General features: G+C 69.9%; 17 protein-coding genes and 1 riboswitch. Of the genes, 7 read left to right on the plus strand and 10 right to left on the minus strand.

Features of this window, described 5'->3' with window-relative positions; genetic code table 11:
• The 5 genes from GTO19_RS11580 to thiC form a co-directional block, all read right to left on the minus strand.
• A partial coding sequence (locus tag GTO19_RS11580) for a thiamine phosphate synthase (protein ID WP_291021044.1) occupies window positions 1-904 on the minus strand: 904 nt, incomplete at its 3' end.
• Window positions 905-909: 5 nt separating this feature from the next.
• A complete protein-coding gene (locus GTO19_RS11585; RefSeq protein WP_291021045.1) occupies window positions 910-1734 on the minus strand; it encodes a thiazole synthase in 825 nt (274 codons plus the stop codon).
• A 2-nt stretch (window positions 1735-1736) separates the two neighbouring features.
• The gene (gene thiS, locus GTO19_RS11590; protein ID WP_291021046.1) at window positions 1737-1952 is read right to left on the minus strand and encodes a sulfur carrier protein ThiS; all 216 of its coding nucleotides are present in this window, start codon (window positions 1950-1952) and stop codon (window positions 1737-1739) included.
• Window positions 1949-3037 carry an FAD-dependent oxidoreductase gene (locus tag GTO19_RS11595; RefSeq protein ID WP_291021047.1) on the minus strand — a complete coding sequence of 363 codons (1089 nt, stop codon included), beginning with the start codon at window positions 3035-3037 and terminating at the stop codon, window positions 1949-1951. Before GTO19_RS11595 ends, thiS begins: the two co-directional genes overlap by 4 nt.
• A gap of 2 nt (window positions 3038-3039) precedes the next feature.
• Entirely contained in the window at window positions 3040-4929 is a 1890-nt protein-coding gene (thiC, locus tag GTO19_RS11600; RefSeq protein WP_291021048.1) for a phosphomethylpyrimidine synthase ThiC, read from the minus strand.
• A gap of 117 nt (window positions 4930-5046) precedes the next feature.
• Window positions 5047-5159: riboswitch (TPP riboswitch) on the minus strand.
• Window positions 5160-5229: 70 nt separating this feature from the next.
• On the opposite strand from thiC, the gene GTO19_RS11605 reads away from it, so the two are divergent.
• Complete coding sequence (locus GTO19_RS11605) at window positions 5230-5619, plus strand: VOC family protein (RefSeq protein ID WP_291021049.1); 390 nt, start codon at window positions 5230-5232, stop codon at window positions 5617-5619.
• Window positions 5620-5625: 6 nt separating this feature from the next.
• On the opposite strand, the gene GTO19_RS11610 is transcribed toward GTO19_RS11605, so the two are convergent.
• Window positions 5626-6171, minus strand: a complete 546-nt coding sequence (locus GTO19_RS11610; RefSeq protein WP_291021050.1) for a glycine zipper 2TM domain-containing protein — start codon at window positions 6169-6171, stop codon at window positions 5626-5628.
• 130 nt (window positions 6172-6301) lie between these two features.
• Complete coding sequence (locus tag GTO19_RS11615; protein ID WP_291021051.1) at window positions 6302-6880, minus strand: mechanosensitive ion channel family protein; 579 nt, start codon at window positions 6878-6880, stop codon at window positions 6302-6304.
• 100 nt (window positions 6881-6980) lie between these two features.
• Between GTO19_RS11615 and GTO19_RS11620 the strand changes: the two genes are divergently transcribed.
• Window positions 6981-7292, plus strand: coding sequence for a type II toxin-antitoxin system HigB family toxin (locus GTO19_RS11620; RefSeq protein WP_291021052.1), 312 nt, complete (start codon window positions 6981-6983; stop codon window positions 7290-7292).
• Between the two features lie 11 nt (window positions 7293-7303).
• A complete protein-coding gene (locus GTO19_RS11625; RefSeq protein ID WP_363302965.1) occupies window positions 7304-7699 on the plus strand; it encodes a transcriptional regulator in 396 nt (131 codons plus the stop codon).
• Between the two features lie 272 nt (window positions 7700-7971).
• Here the strand turns inward: GTO19_RS11625 and GTO19_RS11630 are convergent, their stop codons facing one another.
• From GTO19_RS11630 to xdhA, 3 genes are all read right to left on the minus strand, one after another.
• Window positions 7972-8556, minus strand: a complete 585-nt coding sequence (locus tag GTO19_RS11630) for a Fic family protein (RefSeq protein WP_291021054.1) — start codon at window positions 8554-8556, stop codon at window positions 7972-7974.
• 67 nt (window positions 8557-8623) lie between these two features.
• Complete coding sequence (xdhB, locus tag GTO19_RS11635) at window positions 8624-10930, minus strand: xanthine dehydrogenase molybdopterin binding subunit (RefSeq protein ID WP_291021055.1); 2307 nt, start codon at window positions 10928-10930, stop codon at window positions 8624-8626.
• Window positions 10927-12405, minus strand: a complete 1479-nt coding sequence (gene xdhA / locus GTO19_RS11640; protein WP_291021056.1) for a xanthine dehydrogenase small subunit — start codon at window positions 12403-12405, stop codon at window positions 10927-10929. The genes xdhB and xdhA overlap by 4 nt, the downstream gene beginning before the upstream one ends.
• 94 nt (window positions 12406-12499) lie before the next feature.
• On the opposite strand from xdhA, the gene GTO19_RS11645 reads away from it, so the two are divergent.
• The 4 genes from GTO19_RS11645 (at window position 12500) to GTO19_RS11660 (ending at window position 17164) form a co-directional block, all read left to right on the plus strand.
• Complete coding sequence (locus GTO19_RS11645) at window positions 12500-13456, plus strand: LysR family transcriptional regulator (RefSeq protein ID WP_291021057.1); 957 nt, start codon at window positions 12500-12502, stop codon at window positions 13454-13456.
• 120 nt (window positions 13457-13576) lie between these two features.
• Window positions 13577-15202, plus strand: a complete 1626-nt coding sequence (locus GTO19_RS11650; protein WP_291021058.1) for an ABC transporter ATP-binding protein — start codon at window positions 13577-13579, stop codon at window positions 15200-15202.
• Window positions 15189-16244, plus strand: a complete 1056-nt coding sequence (locus GTO19_RS11655; RefSeq protein WP_291021059.1) for an ABC transporter permease — start codon at window positions 15189-15191, stop codon at window positions 16242-16244. Before GTO19_RS11650 ends, GTO19_RS11655 begins: the two co-directional genes overlap by 14 nt.
• Window positions 16244-17164 (plus strand): ABC transporter permease, encoded by a 921-nt coding sequence (locus GTO19_RS11660; RefSeq protein WP_291021060.1) that lies wholly within the window; start codon window positions 16244-16246, stop codon window positions 17162-17164. Before GTO19_RS11655 ends, GTO19_RS11660 begins: the two co-directional genes overlap by 1 nt.
• Window positions 17165-17219 lie beyond the last annotated feature (55 nt).

Raw genomic sequence — 17219 nt, forward strand, 5'->3', positions numbered from 1 at the left:
GCGCGAGTTGCTCGGGTTCCAGCACGCCGCCAATGGCGATCACGGGACGGCCCGCCAGGCGCACCCACCAGGCGAGGTTGTCCAGGCCCTGCGCGTGCCAGGGCATGTCCTTGGTGGTGGTGGGCCACACCGGGCCGCAGGCGATCAGGTCGGCCCCGGCACCGCGCGCGCGGCACAGTTCCCAGAGGCTGTGCGAGCTCATGCCCAGTTGGAGACCGCGCGCCTGCGCGGCGGCGATGGTGGTGCGCTCGGTGGGGCGCAGGGCGAGCCAGTCCTCCTGGCCCAGGTGCAGCGCGGGCGCATTCAGGTTGAGCGCCGTGCGCCAGTGGTCGTTCACCACCAGCGTGGTGCCGGGCACCGCGCGCGCGGCGTCCAGCGCGGCGCGGATGTCCTGCGCCACGGACGGGTCGTCGCGCCGCGCCTTGATGCGCAGTTGCACCAGCTCCACGCCGGCCTCGGCGCAGGCGCGCACGCGCGCGGCGCTGTCGACGATGGCGTAGACGCCCCAGGTGCGCGGCACGCCGAGCGGCGCCACCCAGGGCAGGGGCTGGTCGTCCACCGACAGCACGGGCAGGTCGAGCGCGCCCGCGCCGTCGGGCAGGCGCGCGAGCACGGCCGCATCGGCCGCCACCCAGCCCGCGCGCCGCGCGCGCTCGAAGCGCTCGGCGTGGTCGGCCGGCCCGGTGCGCGGCCGCGTGAGCCAACCCGTGGCCTGTGGCGTGTCCAGCCAGTCGTGCGGGTTGCCGGTGATCACCACGGCCGCCGCGCCGAGGTCGCGCAGCGCGCGCGCGAGTTCGGGCACGGACAGCGAGCCGGGCTGGCGGCCCAGGCGCCGCGCGGCTTCGGTGGCGTCGAGCCGCAGGGACACGTCGAGGGTGGATTCGGTGAATGGGGTGTCCGTCATCTCAGTCATCCGAGCAGCATAGGCCTTCCCGACACGGGGGTGCTGGCGACCGCCATGTCCTGCGGCGCCATCACGCCGGCTTCGAAGGCCAGGCGACCCGCGCGCACGGCGTCGGCGAAGGCGCGCGCCATGGCCACGGGATCGCGCGCGTGCGCCACGGCCGAGTTGAGCAGCACGGCGTCGAAGCCGAGCTCCAGCGCCAGCGCGGCGTGCGAAGGCGCGCCGATGCCGGCGTCCACCACCAGCGGCACCTGCGGCAGCCGTGCGCGCAGCGTGCGCAGCGCCCAGGGGTTGAGCAGGCCCTGGCCCGAGCCGATGGGCGCCCCCCAGGGCATCAGCAGCTCGCAGCCGGCGTCGAGCAGGCGTTGGCAGGTGACGAGGTCGTCGGTGCAGTAGGGGAACACGGCGAAGCCGGCCTTCACGAGTTCGGCGGCGGCCTCCACCGTGCCCCAGGGGTCGGGCTGCAGGGTGTGCTCGTCGCCCACCACCTCCAGCTTGATCCAGTGCGTGTCCATCAGCTCGCGCGCCATGTGCGCCAGGGCCACGGCCTCGCGCGCGCTGCGGCAGCCGGCGGTGTTGGGCAGCAGGCGCATGCCGCGCGCGCGCAGCGGCGGCAGCAGCTCGTTCAGGAAGGCGTTGTCGCCGCCATCGCCCGCGACCATGCGGCGCAGGCCCACGGTGACCACGCCCGCGCCGCTGGCGGTGATGGCGTCACGCAGCACGGTTGGCGAGGGGTAGCCCGCCGTGCCCAGCATCAGGCGCGAGCTGAGGGTCTCGCCATAGGCTGTCCAGCTCGGGGTGGTCGAAGCGTTCGTGTCATGGGTGTTCATGTTCAACCTCCGACGATGGCCTCGAAAGTGCTGACGTCGTCGCCGGCTTGCAAGACGGTGTCGGCGCGCGCCGCGCGCGGCACGAAGCGCGCGTTGAGCGCGGTGGCCACGCGCTCGGGCCGCAGGCCTTCGCGCTCCAGCAGGGCCTGCAGCGTGGTGCCGGGTGGGCAGGGCGTTTCGCGGCCATTCAGGCGAACGGTGGGGGTGGGCTCTGTCATGGCGGGGATTCTCCGTTGCGCGCCCAGCCCGCGGCGGCCAGGGCGTCCTGCACCAGCGCGGGCGCGATCATCCAGCCGTGGCGGAACAGGCCATTGATGCGCAGCAGGCCCGGCGCGTGTTCGACGCAGGGCAGGTGGTCGGCGCACGCGGGGCGCAGGTTGGTTTCCAGGTGATCGATGCGCGCCTCGGCCAGTTCCGGCAACACGCTGTGCGCGGCCGACATCAGCTCCAGCGCGCTGCGCAGGCTCACGGGCGAGCGGTCCTCGCTCTCGATCTCGCTGGCGCCGATCACGATGCGCTCGCCCGGGCGCGGCACCAGGTACACGCGGTGGCGCGGGTGCAGCAGGCGCACGGGCCGCTGCAGGCGCACACCGGGCGCGTGCAGCCACACCACCTCGCCGCGCACGCCGCGCAGCGGCACCTCAGGCCGCGCGCCCAGGCCGCGCGTGTCGATGGCGAGGTCCGCCGCGAAGCCGCTGCCGTCGGCCAGTTGCAGGCGGCCCGGGTGCACCGCCTCCACCCGCGTGTCCCAGCGCCAGCGCACGCCGTCGGCCTGTTCGGCCAGGGCCTGCAAGGACTCGCGCGGCAGCAGTTGGCCTTCGCCGGGCAGCAGCCAGGCCAGCAGGCCGGGGGCCAGCGCGGGCTCCAGTTCGCGCAGCGCGGCGGCATCCAGCGGTTGCGGCGCGGGCGCTTCGGCCACGGCGCTCAGGCGCGCGAGCGTGCGCTGCGCGCTGCCGCGGTCGCTGCCGTGCGCCAGCAGCAGGCTGCCCTCGGTGCGCACCAGCTCGGGGGCGCCGCCTTCGCGCAGGCGCTGGCCGATGGCGCGCCACAGCGGCAACGAGCGCCAGCCCAGGCGGGCCACGGCGGGCTCGGCGCCGTCCAGTTCGGCCAGCGGGCTGAGCATGCCCGCGGCCGTGAAGCCCGCGGCGTGGGGCCGACCCAGCGCGGGCGCCACGCGGCCCTGCACGGGCGGCAGCGGGCCGTCGGCCGGGTCGAACACGGTCACGTCGTGCCCATCGCGCGCCAGCCACCAGGCCAGCAGCCGACCCAGCACACCCGCGCCCGCGATGCCGATGCGTGCCACGCTCAAGCCTTCTTCAACGCGTCGACCGGCACGTAGAACTCGCCGCCCGCCGCCTTGAACTGCGCCGACTTCTCGGCCATGCCCTGCTGCAGCGCCTCGGCCTCGGCCAGGCCTTTCTGCTCGGCGTAGTCGCGCACGTCCTGCGTGATCTTCATCGAGCAGAACTTGGGGCCGCACATGCTGCAGAAGTGCGCTTCCTTCGAGGAGTCCTTGGGCAGGGTCTCGTCGTGGTAGGCCTCGGCGGTGTCCGGGTCCAGGCCGAGCGCGAACTGGTCGCGCCAGCGGAACTCGAAGCGCGCCTTGCTCATGGCGTCGTCGCGCGCGCGGGCGCCGGGGTGGCCCTTGGCGAGGTCGGCCGCGTGCGCGGCGATCTTGTAGGCGATGACGCCCTGCTTCACGTCGTCGCGGTCGGGCAGGCCCAGGTGTTCCTTGGGCGTCACGTAACACAGCATGGCCGTGCCGAACCAGCCGATCATGGCCGCGCCGATGGCGGAGGTGATGTGGTCGTAGCCGGGCGCGATGTCGGTGGTGAGCGGGCCCAGGGTGTAGAACGGCGCTTCGTGGCAGTGCTTCAACTGCTCGTCCATGTTGGCCTGGATCAGGTGCATGGGCACATGGCCGGGGCCTTCGATCATGGTCTGCACATCGTGCTTCCAGGCGATCTGCGTCAGCTCGCCCAGGGTGCGCAGCTCGGCGAACTGGGCCTCGTCGTTCGCGTCGGCGACGCTGCCGGGGCGCAGGCCGTCGCCGAGCGAGAAGCTCACGTCGTACGCCTTCATGATCTCGCAGATCTCCTCGAAGTGCGTGTAGAGGAAGTTCTCCTTGTGATGGGCGAGGCACCACTTGGCGAGGATGCTGCCGCCGCGCGAGACGATGCCGGTGCGCCGCTTCGTCGTCAGGGGGATGAACGGCAGGCGCACGCCCGCGTGGATGGTGAAGTAGTCGACGCCCTGCTCGGCCTGCTCGATCAGCGTGTCGCGGAAGATCTCCCAGGTGAGCTCTTCGGCCACGCCGCCCACCTTCTCCAGCGCCTGGTAGATGGGCACGGTGCCGATGGGCACGGGCGAGTTGCGCAGGATCCACTCGCGCGTGGCGTGGATGTTCTTGCCGGTGGACAGGTCCATCACCGTGTCGCCGCCCCAGCGGATGGCCCACACCATTTTTTCCACCTCTTCCTCGATGCTGGAGGTGACGGCCGAGTTGCCGATGTTGGCGTTGATCTTCACGAGGAAGTTGCGGCCGATGATCATCGGCTCGAGCTCGGGGTGGTTGATGTTGGCCGGGATGATGGCGCGCCCGCGCGCCACCTCGTCGCGCACGAACTCCGGCGTGATGACCTCGGGGATGCGTGCGCCCATGGGGTTGCCGCGCAGGCGGGCCTCGCGCTCGGCGTCGCCCAGGTATTCGCGCATCCACTCGCGCTTGCCGTTCTCGCGGATGGCGATGTACTCCATCTCGGGCGTGACGATGCCCTGGCGCGCGTAGTGCATCTGCGTGACGTTGGCCCCCGGCCTGGCGCGGCGCGGCGTGCGCTGCAGCGCGGCGGCGTCGCGGCGCAGCGCGTCGATGCGTTCCGCCTCGCGCGCTTCGTGCTTCGCGCCGTCGTCCAATGCCTGGCGCTCGCGGCCCGCGTAGGTCTCGGTGTCGCCGCGCGCCTCGATCCAGGCCGCGCGCACCGGGGCCAGGCCCTTCTTCACGTCGATGGCGACCGTGGGGTCGGTGTAGGGGCCGGAGGTGTCGTACACCGTCACGCGCTCGCCGTTGGTGAGCGCGATCTCGCGCATGGGCACGCTCACGCCGGGCAGCGCGCCCGGCACGAACACTTTGGTGGAAGCGGGGAAGGGCTCGCGCGTGAGCGTGAGCAGCGGGGCGAACTTGTCGGGGGCGTTCATGGGCGGTCTCCTGTAGGGCAAGCCATCACACAAAGGGGCTTGCTCCGGAGGACCGCCTTGGTGGATTCATGCCGGGTGCCCGGAACCGCCACGGGGCGGAGGGCCCGGCATGCCGTTCACCTCGGCATGCGCTCTTCTTTCGCCGGTACTAGCCGGATCAAGTTCACGGGTTCGGCCTTCAGCCATCTCAGCGCCGGCCTTTGCAGGCCGGTGCACCCCGGAGCAAGGGGGAGTGTACGACGCAGGCCCGCGGGGGCATAGTGGCGGGCCATTCACCCATCGATTGCCCAGGAGACTGCCATGAAGACCAATCCCATCGGCTGGTTCGAGATCTACGTGCAGGACGTGCCCCGAGCGAAAGCCTTCTACGAAACGGTGTTCCAGGGCAAGCTGGCGCCACTGGGCAACCCCGACCCGAAAGACCCCTCGGGCATGGAGATGTGGGCCTTTCCGTCGTCCATGGAAAGCTACGGCGCGCCCGGCGCGCTGGTGAAGATGGAAGGCATGCCTTCGGGCGGCAACAGCACGATCGTGTACTTCGCCTGCGACGACTGCGCGGTCGAGGCCGCGCGCGCCGCGTCAAACGGCGGCGCGGTCTTCAAGGAGAAGATGTCCATCGGCGAGTACGGCTTCATTGCCCTGGTCAACGACACCGAGGGCAACATGATCGGCCTGCACTCGATGCGCTGAGGTCCCTCAGGCACCGGACGGTGCCGTCGTGTCGACCTTGCCGTCTTTCACCGGCAGCGTGGCGCCGGGCTTGAACGAGGTGCGCACCGTGGCGTCCTGGCCGTCGAGGCGGTAGGTCACGTCGTAGCCGGAGAGCTTCTGCGATTTCTCGTTCACCGTGCGGCAGCGGCGCTCCGTGGTGGTCACGGTGTCGTTCTTCTGCATGTTCTTCTGCACCTGGTTGCCCGCGTAGCCGCCGGCCGCGGCGCCGGCCACGGTCGCCACCGTCTTGCCCGAGCCCTTGCCGATGGTGCTGCCCAGCAGGCCGCCGGCCAGGCCGCCGACCACGGTGCCGGCGATGCGGTGCTCGTCCTTCACGGGCGCCTGCCGCTGCACGGCCACGTTCTCGCACACCTCGCGCGGCGTGCTCACGGTGGTCATCACTTCCTTGACGGACAGCACCTGGGCCTCCTTGGGCTTGGCCAGGGTCTGGTAGCCGCCCACGGCGCCGGCACCCAGCACCACCATCGCCAGGCCGCCGAGGGCCATGCCTTTGATCATTGACTTGTCCATGCGCTCACTCCTGGTTTGTCGGTGAGCGAAATCTAGTCTGCAGGTGGGGCGTGCCTGTAACCGCAGGTGTCTCGGGCCGGGCAATCGAAACAACTCGGTAACGCCCTTTACGGGGCGGCCGACTGGGCGATCAGTCCAGCAACGAACCCAGCACGGGCAGCTGGCTCTTGCGCAGGCGCGTGGTGCGCTGGAAGAACAGGCTGTTGGGGATGCGCAGGTGCGTGGGCTCCTTGCCGTCCACCGGGTCTTCCTTGAGTGTGGTGTAGACGAGGTTGATGTCGAGCACCTCGCCGGCCAGGCCGGGCTTGTCGCCCCCTTCCAGCAGTTCGATGTGGTCGTGCAGGCCGAAGGGGCGCGTGGTGAAGATCAGCACCGAGCAGAAGATGTTGGAGAGCACGCTCCAGGCGGCGAAGAAGGCGATGGCGCCCACCGTGACGAAGCCGGTGAAGCCGGCCCAGATGACGCCGGCCGACACGCCCATGCGGTCCAGGATCCACAGCAGGGCCGCGCCGCTCAGCAGCAGCGTGACGAGGCGCTTGCTGCCCACGGTGAAGTCCAGCGGCAGGTTCTTTTCGACCGAGAGGCGGTTGATGAAGCGGTGCAGCAGCGAGCGCAGCAGCATCGCGAACAGGATGATCAGGACGATCTGCAGCGCGATGGAGATGGCTTCGACCCAGGGGTGGGCCCAGTCGGGGAGGAAAGGTCTCATGGACCGGGCATTGTGCCAAGGGCGCTGAGGACGCTGATGACGGCCCAAGGCAGTCAGGGAAGTTTTGCGATAGTCCCAATTTGGGACTAAACTCCGCACCATGCGCGTCATCGCCATCTCGACACTGAAGAATTTCTGGGAGAAGGCGGAGCACCGCGATGCGGAGCAGGCTCTGAAAGCCTGGCTGGAGGAAGCGCAGGCCGCGAACTGGCAGCAGCCGGCCGACATCAAGGCCCGGTTTCGCAGCGCGAGCGTGCTCAGGAACCGGCGCGTGGTGTTCAACATCAAGGGCAACGACTACCGCTTGATCGTCACGGTGGCGTACCGATTTCAGGCGGTGTATGTGAAGTTCGTGGGCACGCATGCCCAGTACGACGCGATCGACGTCAACACGGTGGAGATCGATCCATGAGCAAGACCAAGCTGGCCCTGAACCCCATCCGCACGGAGGCGGACTACCGCGCGGCGCTCAAGCGGGCCGAGGCGTTCTTCGATGCCGCCGAGGAGCCCGATCCGGACAGCGAGGAAGGCGCGCACTTCGAGGCGCTGCTCACGCTCATCGAGGCGCACGAGCGCAAGCACTACCCGGTGTTGCCGCCGGATCCGGTGGAGGCGATCCGCTTTCGAATGGAGCAAGCCGGGTTGACCGTGAAGGATCTGGAGCCCCTGATCGGGCGCAGCAACAGGGTGTACGAAGTTTTCGCGCACAAGAGGCCGCTGACTCTGCCGATGATCCGAAGGCTGCACCAGGCTCTGGGCATTCCGGCTGAGGTGCTGATCGCCGAGCCCACGCCGCGCTACGGGGACAAGCACCGCTGAATTGCGAGCTTGCTCCACGCCGTACGCTCAGCCGCTACACTGCTCCAATGCCCTCCAAGCCCGACAAACCAGTCCTTGGCCAAGCGCCCCGCCGCAAGCCCAGTGCGGAGGCTGTGCGTCGTTCCGTGGCCAGCTCGACGGCCATCGAGACGGGGCAAAGTGTCGCTGAGCTGGAATCCAAGTTGCGACAGCCTTCGCGGCGGTTCTCGCACATCACTCTGGCACGCTGACACCCTTCGGGCTTTCGCCCAGGGCCTCCGCCACAAAGTCCCTCATCGGCTGGTAGTTGCCATTGAATCCCGCATGGATGGCGCCAACGTACGCTGGCTTGCGTGCGTCCATCCGCGGTAGTCCAGCGGGTCGTTTCCTGCCTGCACGGCCATCACATCCGCCAGCAGGCGCGACAGCCGTCCGTTGCCTTCGCGAAACGGGTGGATCAGGATGAACTCCACGTGCGTGATGGCGATGGCTTCGATCAATTCGTTGGTTGACAGGCGGCTGCATGGCGTCCACCGCGTCAAGTGGTCGCGTTCGTACTCGGCCAGCAGGCGCGGAATCTGAGGAACGGCCGCAAAAGGGAAGCCATCCTTGCTCATGGTGACCTGACGTACCTGCCCCGCCCATGCATAAACGTTTCCCAACCACCGCCGGTGCCATGTCATCAGGTCATCCGTCGTGATGGTGCGGTCGGGCAGCTGGTCGACCAACACATCTTGATAGAGCTGGTTCAGCAGTTCCAGCTCAAGGTCATCCATGTCGGCTGGCGACGCAATGCCGACGAGGTTGCGCAGGACCTGCTCGCCGGAACCTGGCTCGTATTCCCCTTCCGAGCCGTCGACTGCGTAGCGACCAACCATGACCCCTCCGTTCAAACCGCCCGGTGTGTGGGGGCGGATGTTGGATCATGCCTTGTGCTGACGTTGCTTACCCGCCCAGCGCCCGCAACACCTCTTCCGCCGTCGCCGGCGCATGCATCGCCTCGGGGTCGCCCTGCGCCCGCGCCACCGCGTCGCGCAGTGCCTCATACACGCTGATCGCCAGCATGAAGGGCGGCTCGCCCACGGCCTTGCTGCCGTGCACGTTGTCCTCGCGGTTGGCCTCGGGCCACAGCTCGATGTTCCAGTGCGGCGGCAGGTCGCCGGCCGTGGGGATCTTGTAGGTGCTGGGCGCGTGGGTCTGCAGCTGGCCCTTGTCGCTCCAAACCAGTTGCTCGGTGGTGAGCCAGCCCATGCCCTGGATGAAGCCGCCCTCGATCTGTCCGATGTCGATGGCCGGGTTGATGCTGTGGCCCACGTCGTGCAGGATGTCCACGGCCAGCACGCGGCTCTCGCCGGTGAGCGTGTCGATGGCGACTTCGCTGACGGCCGCGCCATAGGCGAAGTAGTAGAAGGGCCGGCCCTTCATCGTCACCTTGTCGTAGTGGATCTTGGGCGTGCGGTAGAAGCCGTCGCTCCACAACTGGATGCGGTTGGCGTAGGCGGCGTGCACCACGTCCTCGAAGCGGCGCGTGCTTCTGGGCGTGATGACTTCGCCCCCAAGAAAGCGCACCGCGCCCGCACCGCAGCCGTCCAGGCCGGCGACGAAGGCGGCCAGGTTGTCGCGCACGTGGCGCGCGGCGAACTGCGCGGCGCGGCCGTTGAGGTCGGTGCCGCTGCTGGCGGCGGTGGCGCTGGCGTTGGGCACCTTGCTGGTGTCGGCCGCGGTGGCGATCACGCGCTCGAAGGGCACGCCGAGTTCGTCGGCCACGATCTGCGCGACCTTGGTGTTCAGGCCCTGGCCCATCTCGGTGCCGCCGTGGTTCACCAGCACGCTGCCGTCGGTGTAGACGTGCACCAGGGCGCCGGCCTGGTTGAACAGGGTGGCGGTGAAGCTGATGCCGAACTTCACCGGCGTGAGGGCAATGCCCTTCTTGATGACCGGGCTCCTGGCGTTGAAGGCGTCGATGGCGGTGCGGCGTTCTTCATAGCGCGAGGTGCGCGCCAGCGTGGCCATGAGCGGCTCGAGGATGTTGTCCTCCACCTGCATGTCGTAGTGCGTCCGGTCGCGCTCGCCCACGCCGTAGACGTTGCGCAGCCGCACCTGCAAGGGATCCAGCCCCAGGTGGCGGGCGATGTCGCTCAGGATGCGTTCGATGGCGATGACGCCCTGCGGCCCGCCGAAGCCGCGAAAGGCGGTGTGGCTTTGCGTGTTGGTCTTGCAGCGGAAGGAATCAATGGCGACGTCTTCCAGAAAGTAGGCGTTGTCGCAGTGGAAGATGGCGCGGTCGGCCACAGGGCCGGAGAGGTCGGCGCTGAAGCCGCAGTTGCCCAGCATGACGATGCGCAAGCCGCTAAGGCGGCCGCTGTCGTCGAAGCCCACGCGGTAGCGGTAGGCAAAGGGGTGGCGCTTGCCGGTGAGCATGAAGTCGTCGTCGCGGTCCAGGCGCAGCTTCACGGGCTGCCCGGTCTTGCGCGCGGCCAATGCGGCCCACACGGCGAGGTGGCCGGCCTGCGTTTCCTTGCCGCCGAAACCACCGCCCATGCGCCGGCATTCCACGGTGACCGCGTGGTTGGGGATACCCAGCGCGTGCGCGACCCAGTGCTGCACCTCGCCGGGGTGCTGGGTGCTGCTGTGGATCCACCATTGGCCCTGCTCCAGAGGCAGGGCGTAGGCAATCTGGCCTTCCAGGTAGAAATGTTCCTGGCCGCCGACCTCGAACTCGCCGTCCAGGGTGTGTGGGGCGCGCGCCAGCGCGGCGGCGGCATCGCCACGGGCCACGTGCACGGGGGGCAACACGTAGCTCTGGCGCTCGTGCGCCTCGTGCACGGTGAGCACGGGGTGCAGGGGGTCGATGCGGGGCTTGACGAGGCGCGCGGCGCGGCGCGCGGTCATGGCGTCGTCGGCCACGATCAGGCCCATCGCCTGGCCCAGGAACTGCACCGTGTCCTGCGCGAACACGGGCTCGTCGTGGCCGAAGGCGGCCAGCAGGGGGTCGCCGGGCACGTCGGCGGCGCTGACGAAGGCGCGCACGCCGGGCAGGGCCAGCGCGGCGGCGGTGTCGAAGCCGCGCAGGCGGCCATGCGCCACGGGCGAGCACACGGGCGCGGCATGCAGGGTGCCGCGCACCTCGGGGATGTCGTCGATGTAGGTGGCGGCGCCGGCCACCTGGGCGCGGGCGCTTTCGTGGAAGCGCGAGCTGCCGGCGGCGCTGGGCGCGGCTTGTTGCAACAGGGCGGTGTCGGGAGCGTTCATGCCAGGGCCTCCAGATCGAGCGTTTCCAGCCGCAGGCCGCGCTGGCCCTGGTGCGCCAGCCAGTGGCGGCGCAGCAGGTTGCCCAGCACCGCGCGGCGGTAGTCGGCGCTGGCGCGCATGTCGCTGATGGGACGGAACTCGTCGCGCAGCACGGCGCTGGCGGCCATCACGGTGTCTTCGTTCCAGGGCTGGCCGATGAGGGCGGCCTCGGCCTGCCGCGCGCGCACCGGCGTGGCGGCCACACCGCCGGCCCCGATGCTCGCTTGCGTGACGACGCCGCCCTCGATGCCCAGCTTCACGGCCAGGCAGACGGCAGAGATGTCGTCCTCGAAGCGTTTGCTCACTTTGTCGACCTGCAGGAATTCACCCGGCCTGGGGCGCGGCACCTTGATCCAGCAAAGCAACTCGTCAGGCCCCATCACGTTCTGGCGGTAGCCGGTGTACAGGTCTTCCAGCGCCAGCTCGCGGTGGGCGACGGCGCGGCGCACCGGGTCCCAGCGCATCAGCACCACGCTGGCACCCAAGGCGATCAGCAGCGGCATGCTGTCGCCGATGGGCGAGCCGTTGGCCACGTTGCCGCCCAGGGTGCCGGCGTTGCGCACGGGCAGGCCGGCGAAGCGGTGGGCGAAGGCGGCGAGCGAGGGCCGCTCCGCCACCAGGGCGGCGTAGGCGTCCGTCAGGTTCACGGCGGCGCCGATGGCGATGTGGTGCGGGTAGCGCTCGACGCGGCGCAGTTCGGCCGCACCGGTCACGTCGAGCAGGCGGGTGTAGGTCTTGTGCTGCTTGGTGATCCACAGGCCCACGTCGGTGGTGCCGGCCACCACCTGGGCGTCTGGGTGGGCGGCGCGGGTCTTGAGCAGGGCCTGGAGCGTGGCGGGGCGCTGGTAGGGCGCTTCGGGCGCCGGGTGACCCAGGGTCCGCAGGCCGCGCAGCACCGCGGCCTCGTCCACGCGCGCGCCGGCCGGACAGGGCAGCTCGCCCATGCGGGCGGCGGCGTCCAGGATGGGGCGGTAGCCGGTGCAGCGGCACAGGTTGCCCGACAGCGCGGCCTGCGCGCGGGCGTGGTCCACGCCCTGCCCGCCGCCGGTGTCCTCGTACAGCGCGAACAGGCTCATGACGAAACCGGGGGTGCAGAAGCCGCACTGGCTGGCGTGGCACTGCACCATGGCCTCCTGCGCCGGGTGCGCGCCGCCCAGGTCTTCCACCGTGAACACGGCCTGCCCCTGCACCGAATGCGCCAGTTTGATGCAGGCGTTGACGGCCTGCAGCTTCAGCCGCCCGTCCACGGCCTCGCCCAGCACCACGGTGCAGGCGCCGCAATCGCCCTCGCCGCAGCCTTCCTTGGTGCCGGTGCAGTGCAGGTCCTCGCGCAGCACCTGCAGCAGGGTGCGGTCGGGTGGCACGGCGGGCAGGGTCACGGGCTGGCCGCGGCGCAGGAAGGTCAGGGGTTGGCTGGGCCGGTCGTGGACGTTCATGCGGACCAGCATACCCATACCACCACGGCACGTCATATGCTTGGGCGTATGCCGCCAATGCCCGATATCCGATGCCACACGAGATGACACCGTCATGAAATACGGCCCCATGTTCGAGCGCATCGACCTGCACCTGATCCGCGTGTTGCACACCGTGCTGACGGAGCGCAGCGTCTCGCGCGCGGCGATCAAGCTGGGCATGTACCAGCCGGCGGTGAGCGCCTCGCTCAAGCGCCTGCGCGAACTGGCCGGCGACCCCTTGCTGGTGCGTTCGGGCGCCGGCATGGTGCCCACCGTGGCCGGGTTGCGCATGATCGAGCCGGCCGCCGACATCCTGCGCAGCGCCGAGGTGCTGTTCTCCGACGCCCGCGCCTTCGACCCCGCCACCGCCACCCACACCTTCAGCCTGGCCGCCAGCGACTACCTGGACCCGCTGTTCCTGCCCACGCTGGTCACGCAGATCAAGGCGCAGGCGCCCCACGCCAGCATCGACATCCACCCGCTCTCGCGCGACGCCGACTACCGCACCCACCTCGCCCAGGGCACGGTGGACGTGGTGATCGGCAACTGGGCCCAGCCACCGGACGACCTGCACCTGGGCCGCCTGTTCGGCGACGAGGTGGTGAGCCTGGTGGCCAGCCACCACCCGGCGGTGCGCCGCGGCTGGGACACCGAGGCCTGGCTCAGCGCCGAGCACATCGCGCCCACGCCCACCCACCCGGGCGCGCGCGGTGTCATCGACGAGCACCTGGCCGCGCAAGGCCTCACGCGCCACATCACGGCGCGCTGCCCGCACTTCGGGCTGATCCCGGCCATGGTGGCGGGCAGCCTGCTGGTGCTGACCACCGGGCGCCAGTACTGCGAACGCTACGTGGGCGCGCTGCCCGTGACCGTCCTGATGCCGCCGGTGAAGTTCCCCCGCATGATGTATTACCAGCTCTGGCACGAGCGCACCCACGCCTCCAATGCGGGGCGCTGGCTGCGCGAGCAGATCAAATCCGTCGCCGCCTCGCTGCGCGCGAGCGAATCCACCCGCGCCGAGGCCGCATGAGTGCCGCACGGCCGCCCGAAGGCACTCGCACCGCAGCGCACCGCGCGAAGGTTTCACTATGAGTGCCGCACGGCCGCCCGAAGGCACTCGCACCGCAGCGCGCCGCGCGAAGGTTTCACTATGACTCCTGAGAACCTACGACTCGAACTCACCGGCATCACCAAGCGCTACCCCGGCGTGGTGGCCAACGACGGCGTCTCGCTCCGTGTGCGCCCCGGCGAGATCCACGCCGTGCTGGGCGAGAACGGCGCCGGCAAGTCCACGCTGATGAAGGTCATCTACGGCGCGGCCAAGCCCGACGAGGGCACGGTGCGCTTCAACGGCCAGACCGTGCACGTGCGCAACCCGCAGGAGGCCCGCGCCCTGGGCATCAGCATGGTGTTCCAGCACTTCAGCCTGTTCGATTCGTTTACCGTGGCGGAGAACGTGTGGCTGGGGTTGGAGAGCCGATCGCCGGGCCGCCCCAAGATCGGCTCTGCCCCTAGGGGGGAGGCGGCGCGCAGCGGCGCTTCGGGGGGGGCAGGTGCTTCGGTGTCGCTGGCGCAGGTGCGCGAGCAGGTGCGCGCCAAGGCCGGCGAGTACGGCCTGGACGTGGACCCCGAGCGGCCGGTGCACACCCTCTCGGTGGGCGAGATGCAGCGCGTGGAGATCATCCGTGCGCTGCTCACCAACCCGCAACTGCTGATCCTGGACGAGCCTACCTCGGTGCTCACGCCGCAGGCGGTGGAGAAGCTCTTCGTGGTGCTGCGCCAATTGGCGGCCGAGGGCTGCAGCATCCTCTACATCAGCCACAAGCTGCACGAGATCCGCGAGCTGTGCACCGCCTGCACGGTGCTGCGCGGCGGCAAGGTCACCGGCGTGTGCGATCCGCGCGAGGAGAGCAACGCCTCGCTCTCGCGCCTGATGATCGGCGCCGAGCCGCCCGAGTTGACGCACCGGCCCCTGCACGCGGGTGAGCCGGTGCTGCAGGTGCGGGCGCTCACCCTGGCCAGCGACGACCCGTTCGGCACTGCGCTGCACGAGGTGGGGCTCACCGTGCGCGCGGGCGAGGTGGTGGGCATCGCGGGTGTGTCGGGCAACGGCCAGGGCGAGTTGCTGCGCGCCCTCTCGGGCGAGGACGTGCGCGCGCCCGCCGGCAGCGTCCGCCTGGGCGATCGGGATGCCTCCGCCCTGGGCCCGGCGAAGCGCCGCGCGCTGGGATTGCACTTCGTGCCCGAGGAACGCCTGGGCCGCGGCGCCGTGCCCACGCTGTCGCTCGCGCAGAACCTGCTGCTGTCGCGGCGCGACGCGGTGGGCCGCGGCGGCTGGGTCCGCGTGGGCGCGCTGCGGCGGCAGGCGGCGGACATCATCGCGCGCTACCAGGTCAAGGCCAACGGCCCGGACGCGGCAGCCAAATCGCTGTCGGGCGGCAACCTGCAGAAGTTCATCGTCGGCCGCGAGATCGAGGCGAAGCCGAAGCTGCTGATCCTGAGCCAGCCCACATGGGGCGTTGACGTGGGCGCCTCGGCGCAGATCCGTGGCGAGATCCTGGCCCTGCGCGACGCCGGTTGCGCCGTGCTGGTGGTGAGCGAGGAGCTGGAGGAGCTGTTCGAGATCAGCGACCGTTTGCACGTAATCGCCAAGGGGCGTCTGTCGCCCAGCCTGGACCGCGCCGACGCCACGGTCGAGCGCATCGGCGAATGGATGTCGGGCCTGTGGGAGGCCACGCAGAACAACGAGAAGGAGACCGCGCATGCTGCGGCTTGAAGTCCGTCCCCAGCCCTCGAAGCTGTGGGGCTACGCCTCGCCGCTGCTGGCGCTGGCCATCACGGTGCTCATCGGCATCGGCCTGTTCGAGGTGCTGGGCAAGGACCCGGTGCGCGGGCTGCAGGTGTTTTTCTGGGAACCCGTCAAGAACACCTATGCCATTTCCGAGCTGCTGGTGAAGGCCACGCCGCTGCTGATCATCGCGCTGGGGCTGGCGGTGTGCTTCCGCTCCAACGTGTGGAACATCGGCGCCGAGGGGCAGTACATCATCGGCGCGGTGTTCGCCGGTGGCGTGGCGCTGCTGGCCGACAAGACCACGGGCCTGTGGATCGTGCCGGCGGTCATCCTGGCCGGCACGCTGGGCGGCATGCTGTGGGCCGGCATCACCGCGCTGCTGCGCGACCGCTTCAACGCCAACGAGATCCTGGTGAGCCTCATGCTCGTGTACGTGGCGGTGCAGGTGCTCAACTACCTCGTCTACGGCCCGTGGAAAGACCCGGGCGGCTACAACTTTCCGCAGACCAAGACCTTCGAGCGCGTCGCGCAGATGCCGCGCCTGATGGACGGCTCGCGCGTGAACATCGGCCTGCTGTTCGCGCTGCTGGGTGTGGCGGGCGTGTGGCTGTTCCTGTTCCGCACAGTGTCGGGCTACGCGCAGATCGTCGGCGGCCTGGCGCCCATGGCCTCGCGTTACGCGGGCTTCTCCTCGCGCAAGGCGCTGTGGGTGGCGCTGCTCGTGTCGGGTGGTGCGGCGGGCATGGCCGGTGCCTTCGAGGTGGCCGGCCCCATCGGTCAGCTTACGCCCTACGTGCCGGCCGGCTACGGCTTCGCGGCCATCATCGTGGCCTTCGTGGGGCGGCTGCACCCGGTGGGCATCGTGTTCTCGGCCGTGTTGATGAGCATGTTCTACATCGGCGGGGAGCTCGCGCAGTCGCGCCTGGGCCTGCCCAAGTCCATCACCGGGGTGTTCCAGGGGCTGCTGCTGTTCTCGCTGCTGGCCTGCGACACGCTCATCGCCTATCGCATCAAGTGGAGCAAGTGATGGAGTCCTACGCGCTGCTCATCGCCGCCACGCTCAACGCGGGCACCGTGCTGGCCATCGCCTCGCTGGGCCTGCTGATCAACGAGAAGGCCGGCATCGTCAACCTGGGCGCCGAGGGCATGATGCTCTGCGCCGCGCTGGCCGGATTTGCCACGGTGGTGCACACCGGCAGCACCTGGGCCGGCTTCCTCGCGGGCATGGGGGCGGGCGCGCTGCTCGCGGCCGTTTTCGGCGTGCTGGTGATCTGGCTCAACACCAACCAGTACGCCACGGGCTTGGCGCTCAGCCTGTTCGGCGCGGGTTTCTCGGCCTTTGCAGGCACCGGCTATGTGCAGGCCACGCTGCCCGAGCAGGTGCGCTGGTCCGTACCGGGCCTGGCCGACATCCCCTTCCTGGGCGCGGCCTTGTTCCGCCACCACCCCATGGTCTACGGCTGCGTGGCCATCGCCATCGGGCTCATCTGGTTCCTGTACCGCACGCGCGCGGGCCTGGTGCTGCGCAGCGTGGGCGAGAGCCCCGAATCCGCGCACGCCCTGGGCTACCCGGTCCGCCGCATCCGCCTGCTGGCGGTGATGGCCGGCGGCGCGCTGTGCGGCCTGGCGGGCGCCTACGTGTCCACCGTGTACACGCCGCTGTGGGTGGAGGGCATGATCGCCGGCAAGGGCTGGATCGCCCTGGCGCTGACCACCTTCGCCACCTGGCGTCCCGCGCGCGTTCTGTTGGGCGCCTACCTGTTCGGCGGCGTCACCATGCTGCAGTTCCACCTGCAGGCCATCGGTTTGCAGATCCCCAGCCAGTTCCTGACCATGCTGCCCTACGTGGCGACCATCGTGGTGCTGGTGCTCATCTCGCGCAACCCGACCTGGATCCGCGTGAACATGCCGTCGTCGATCGGAAAACCGTTCTACCCGGGTTCATAATTTGCTTGTCACATTGAATACCCTATGGGGGTAGCGTTGCAGCCGCTCCTCTCCA

Origin of the sequence: Hydrogenophaga sp. (assembly GCF_011772445.1) — a bacterium.
Lineage (GTDB): Bacteria > Pseudomonadota > Gammaproteobacteria > Burkholderiales > Burkholderiaceae_C > Hydrogenophaga.